Source organism: Bacillus sp. GW823-FHT06A11 (genome assembly GCF_058795355.1).
The window spans coordinates 1-5684 of the sequence record NZ_JBXAHS010000020.1 but is presented as its reverse complement, the minus strand read 5'-3'; the positions used below and the strand labels follow the sequence as shown (position 1 = coordinate 5684).

Below are 5684 nucleotides of genomic sequence, written 5' to 3'. Positions count from 1 at the left end.
AGTTAGTTTGTCTAGCATCTAAAAATAAAAATTGACGTTTCACGTTGTTTGTTTCGTTCAGTTTTCAAAGAACTACTCGGTCGCTCATTCGCGACTTCCTTATGTTAACATTTCTATTTTGTAATGTCAACTAAGTTTTTCATTTCGTTTGTCGCTTGCGACGTTACTGTCATCGGCGACTTGTTCTATATTACACCTCTAAAGTATAATCGTCAACACCTTTTTATAAAGAAATTCAATTTAATATTTTTATGCTTTTTTAGCTAGATACGTCTCTATAGAATTTCATTATCGGAGAACACCTTCTGCTTCTCTTTAATTTATTTTCCAAAATATATTCGGGTTAATTTGAACTCTAGACTTAACTTGTGTAGACGTTTTTCTCCAACAAAACTAGCAACCTTATTTTAACAAATACTAGTATATAATTAGAGAGTTGTTGTACTATCAATAAAACTCTATTAGAAGCAGGTGAAGATTTGAAAGATATACGTATCCTTATAGCAGACGACGATAAAGAAATCCGAAATTTATTAAAAATATATTTAGAACGAGAATTATACATGGTAGACACTGCAATCAACGGCGAAGAAGCCTTGCATTTATTTAATCAAAATAACTATAACCTCTTTATATTAGATCTTATGATGCCCAAAATAGATGGAATCGAGGTATGTAAAAAACTTAGAGATAAAACTAACGTACCTATATTAATGCTCACCGCTAAAGATCATGAAGTTGATAAAATTTTAGGTTTAAGCATTGGTGCTGATGATTATATTACGAAACCTTTCAGCATTCACGAAGTAATTGCACGAGTAAAAGCTCTTATGCGTCGTTTTTTAGTTCTCGGAAGTAACAATACTACTCAAGAAAAAACGACTTTATCTTTTAAAGGACTAACTATCAATTTAAATACATACACAGTTCATACAAACAAAGAAGAAATTAGCTTAACTGGAAAAGAACTGGAACTATTAAAATTCTTTACTTCACACCCAGGGCAAGTATTTACAAAAACACAGCTCTTCCGAAATGTGTGGGACGATAATTATATTGAAGATGACAATACCGTTATGGTACATATTCGAAAACTTAGAAAGAAAATAGAAATTGACCCTTCCAATCCAAAATTCATTCAGACTATATGGGGAATTGGTTATAAGTTTGTAGGTGAAAAGCTTGAAGACTGATAAAACCCTCTTCCTTATTTCATTACAACTTATCATTTGTGGGATTTTAAACATACAAATGAACCCAAGAGTAAAAATGTCTTTATTTATTATCCTTATCTTAATTACAATTTATCTCTTCTTTTCAAGAATACAATTCATTCAACATCGCAAAGCAATGGAAACTAAATTAAGTCGTGTACTAAAAGGAAACTTACAAGCGAGATTATTCACAAGCAATGACCATTCATTACATAATATCGTTTTTTCAATAAACGAGCTAATAGCTAAATTAGAGCAAGTTCAGATTGAAGCCAAAAGATCCGAGGAATCCAGAAAACAACTTTTGTCTAGTATCTCCCACGATATACGAACACCACTCACCTCCATTATCGGATATATAGATGCTTTGAAAGACGGAGTTGCTGCTTCTGAAATAGAAAAACAAGAATATCTTAAAATACTCTATATGAAATCAAATAACTTAAAGCACCTAGTTGATGAAATATTCAATATGGCGAAGCTAGACGCTAATGAATTTCCACTAAAAGAAGAAGAACTCGACTTTTCTGAAGTTACTAGAGAAGTTTTGATTGAATTTTTACCTGAGCTCTCAAAACATAACATCGAACTGCAAATTCTTATACCAGAGTCTACTTGTCCTATCATCGCAGATCATCTAAGCATTATGCGGATTATCGGTAATTTAATGAAAAATGCAATTTATTACGGAAAGGATGGGAAAACAATAGGGGTCGAACTACTAGAAGCTGATGCAGAATACGAACTTCATATTTGGGATCAAGGCCCTGGTATTCCAAAACATGATTTACAAAACATATTTGAGCGAATGTACCGAAGCGAACAATCAAGAAACTCTCCATTTGGTGGTAGCGGTCTCGGACTTTCTATTTCTAAAGCACTCGTTGAAAAAAATGGTGGGCATATATGGGTTGAAAGTACTCCATGGAAACGAACTAATTTTAGCTTTTCTATTCCAAAACACAATACTTTTAAGAAATAGTTAAGAAATGATTAATATGCAGTTAAGCCTTCCTTTTTATGATGTAAGTACGAACTTATAGAAAGCAGGTGTCTCCTATAAATACAATTATAAAAACGACTAACCTTACTAAAGTATATGGCAATCAAAAATCAGTAGATAATTTAAATATTAATGTTCAAAAAGGGGAGATTTATGGCTTCATAGGCCGGAACGGTGCTGGTAAAACAACAACCATTCGTATGCTGCTTAGTCTTATAAAACCTACAAGTGGAACAATTGAAATATTCGGAGAGAACTTATTCCAAAATCAAAAAGATATTTTAAGCAGAATTGGTTCTATAGTTGAAGTTCCAGGATTTTATGAAAACTTAACTGCAAAAGAAAACCTATTAATTAATGCAAAGATAATTGGGGTTCACAAAAAGAATGCTATTGAAGAAGCATTAGAAATAGTAGGCTTGCAGCATGAGACAAAAAAGTTAGTGGGAAAGTATTCTTTAGGAATGAAGCAACGCTTAGGAATTGCACGCGCTCTTCTCCATTATCCTGAGCTACTCATATTAGATGAACCAACTAACGGACTAGACCCTATTGGTATTAAAGAAATGCGAAAACTTATTCATTCCTTAGCTCAAGAAAGAAATATAACAATACTCATTTCTAGTCACATATTAGCCGAGGTAGAACAGTTAGTCGATCGTATCGGAATTATTCATGAAGGAAAGTTACTAGAAGAAGTTTCTCTTGATACGCTGCGCAAAGCAAACCGTAAGTACATAGAGTTTCAAGTGAATAATGACGATAAAGCTGTGAGGTTATTAGAAAATCATCTTCAAATTTTTGATTATGAGGTACATGATGAAAGAAATATTCGTATTTACTCTCATTTTGGACAACAAGGATACATAAACAGAACATTCGTTCTCAATGATGTTGAAGTATTAAAAATGATGATAAGCGAAGATAGACTAGAAGATTATTTCACCAAACTAGTTGGAGGTGGAACAATTGGTTAATCTACTCTATACAGAACTCTTAAAACTAAAACGCTCTAATATGTTTTTAATTAGCATTATTGGTGCTGGTGTCGCACCTTTCTTAGTTGTAGTAGCCTCTTATATACATATAAAAACAAAACAGCCAACTCCAACTATTTGGTTCCATCAATTATTCACTGACGTTAACTTATATACTACTTTAGTTATAGGATTCCCCTTATATGGAGTAGTGGTTGCTTATTTGCTTACCCGCGAATATGCAGAAGATACACTGAAAAATTTACTAACTATCCCCGTGTCGCGCATTAGCTTTATTATAAGTAAATTCATCATTCTCTTTCTTTGGATTATGATGCTAACTTTAGTCGCTTGGGCACTTACTTTAATATTAGGGCTATTGGGGAACTTTCCTGGTTTTAACATTGCTTTACTTTTAGGTTCTTTCCTAGAATTTTTAATATGTGGTGGACTTCTCTTTCTATTGTCTTCACCTATTGTGCTACTAACTCTTGTAATGAAGAGCTATGTACCGCCCATTATATTAACAGTCATTATTACAATGACTAATCTTATGCTCGTAAACTCCAAGCATAAAGATTTATTTCCGTGGACCGCTACTCTAGATATCGCAAATAACGAATTACAACCGACATATCCACCAGAGTATTCTTATATCATCATCGCAGTAACGACAATTTCCGGGTTTATTGCAACACTATTCTATTTTAAAAAAGTAGACATTCATTAATTTATAGGAGTGAAACTATGAGCGATATCATTATTGCCTTCATACTCGGTATTGTAGAAGGATTAGCTGAATTTTTACCTATATCCTCTACTGGCCATCTTATATTAGTCGGGCATTTATTAGGCTTTGAAGGAGAAAGAGCAAAAACGTTTGAAATTGTTATTCAGCTAGGCGCAATTTTAGCTATTGCAATTTTATATCATAAACGTCTCGTTTCTTTATGTAATATTAAGCCTCTTCTACAGAAAGAAAAAAAATTCAACGCATTCCATGTATTTCTTGGCGTATTTCCAGCAGTGGTTGCTGGTTTGCTACTACATGATATTATTAAAACATACTTATTCCAGCCATACACTGTTGTAATTGGACTTGTAGCAGGGGCAATTCTTATGATCTTTGCAGAAGAAAAAAAGAAAGAGGCAGTAGCCTATTCACTGGACGATTTAACATACAGCCAAGCTTTAACAATCGGATTATTTCAATGCTTAGCAGTATACCCTGGCTTCTCTAGAGCTGGCTCTACTATCTCTGGAGGTCTATTAGCAAAAGTAAATTATAAGACTGCATCTGAATTCTCTTTTCTAATAGCTCTTCCTGTAATGATTGGGGCTACAGGCTTAGACTTACTAAAAAGCTGGAAGTATTTAAGTGTCGATGACATCCCTATGTTTGCGGTAGGATTCATTACCTCTTTTATAGTAGCGATGCTAGCGGTAGTAACTTTTCTAAAGCTTTTAGAGAAAATAGGTTTAAAACCTTTTGCATACTATCGTATTTTGTTGGCTATCTTATTTACGCTTTTCGTATTGCTATAGATTCATATAAGTCACATATTATTAAACTGATATTCAATTTAGAATATCGGTTTTTTTATCTATTTCAACTCTAGTATTACTCACTTCAATATGGCATAGTGATAATAAACTACCATTCATAATCTGAACGTTCTTTAAGTAACTATATCCTTTATCATAAAATACAATTGGAAAATTAAAGATCCCATATATGTACAGAACATATTTACGAACCATATTCACTCCACATAGTATCTTTTTAATTTGCAACATACTAATACAAATTAAAAATGAGTACAAAGGCATAACAAATAAGTAAATTTCCTAGGAATTATAAAGAGACTACATATTAATTAGAGTGAGGTGACGATAAAAATGAATCAATTAGCACAGACATATTGGGATACTTATTGGGGAAATAACAAAAAAACAGAATCTGTTACAGCTTGGCAATTTGGGGATTCCCCTAATTATCTTGCACAGCTAGTAATTGACGGTATTAAAACCGCTACATGCTCCGGTCACATTTTTTATGAATTAGAAAATGAACCGCTACCGACTGCTAATGATTATAGTATTATACTCAATAGTAATGATGAACCTGTAGCTATTATTAAGACAATAGAAGTAACTGTAACACCAATGAATGAAGTAAGCGAAGAATTCGCTATCGCTGAAGGCGAAGGAGATCGTACTTATAATTACTGGAGAGACACCCATGTTCTTTTTTTACAAAGGAACTAAATGAGCTTGGCCTTAATTTCTCTGAAGATATGTTACTCGTCTGTGAGCGTTTTGAACTTGTTGATGTGAACAATAAAGTGAAATTTACCAGCCATTCTTATTTTTATAAAACACAAAAAAGACGAGTCATTCTGACTCGTCTTAAAGTTGCTTGGCGACGTCCTACTCTCACAGGGACAAGGTCCCAACTACCATCGGCGCTAGAGAGCTTAACTTCCGTGT

At 33.3% G+C, this 5684-nt stretch carries 5 protein-coding genes and 1 pseudogene; all 6 read left to right on the top strand.

What is annotated here, in order from left to right:
• Positions 1–479 precede the first annotated feature (479 nt).
• Positions 480–1193 (top strand): response regulator transcription factor, encoded by a 714-nt coding sequence (locus AC1Q8L_RS29835; RefSeq protein ID WP_098312244.1) that lies wholly within the window; start codon positions 480–482, stop codon positions 1191–1193.
• Complete coding sequence (locus tag AC1Q8L_RS29830) at positions 1183–2196, top strand: sensor histidine kinase (RefSeq protein ID WP_000845338.1); 1014 nt, start codon at positions 1183–1185, stop codon at positions 2194–2196. Before AC1Q8L_RS29835 ends, AC1Q8L_RS29830 begins: the two co-directional genes overlap by 11 nt.
• Positions 2197–2264: 68 nt before the next feature.
• Positions 2265–3194: an ABC transporter ATP-binding protein gene (locus AC1Q8L_RS29825; protein ID WP_000074572.1), complete on the top strand. Its 930-nt coding sequence runs from the start codon at positions 2265–2267 to the stop codon at positions 3192–3194.
• Positions 3187–3924, top strand: coding sequence for an ABC transporter permease (locus tag AC1Q8L_RS29820; RefSeq protein ID WP_000247715.1), 738 nt, complete (start codon positions 3187–3189; stop codon positions 3922–3924). The genes AC1Q8L_RS29825 and AC1Q8L_RS29820 overlap by 8 nt, the downstream gene beginning before the upstream one ends.
• 17 nt (positions 3925–3941) lie before the next feature.
• Positions 3942–4739: an undecaprenyl-diphosphate phosphatase UppP gene (uppP, locus tag AC1Q8L_RS29815; RefSeq protein ID WP_001279959.1), complete on the top strand. Its 798-nt coding sequence runs from the start codon at positions 3942–3944 to the stop codon at positions 4737–4739.
• A 354-nt stretch (positions 4740–5093) separates the two neighbouring features.
• Positions 5094–5545, top strand: a pseudogene (locus AC1Q8L_RS29810) (ASCH domain-containing protein); the annotation flags it as partial.
• Between the last annotated feature and the right edge of the window lie 139 nt (positions 5546–5684).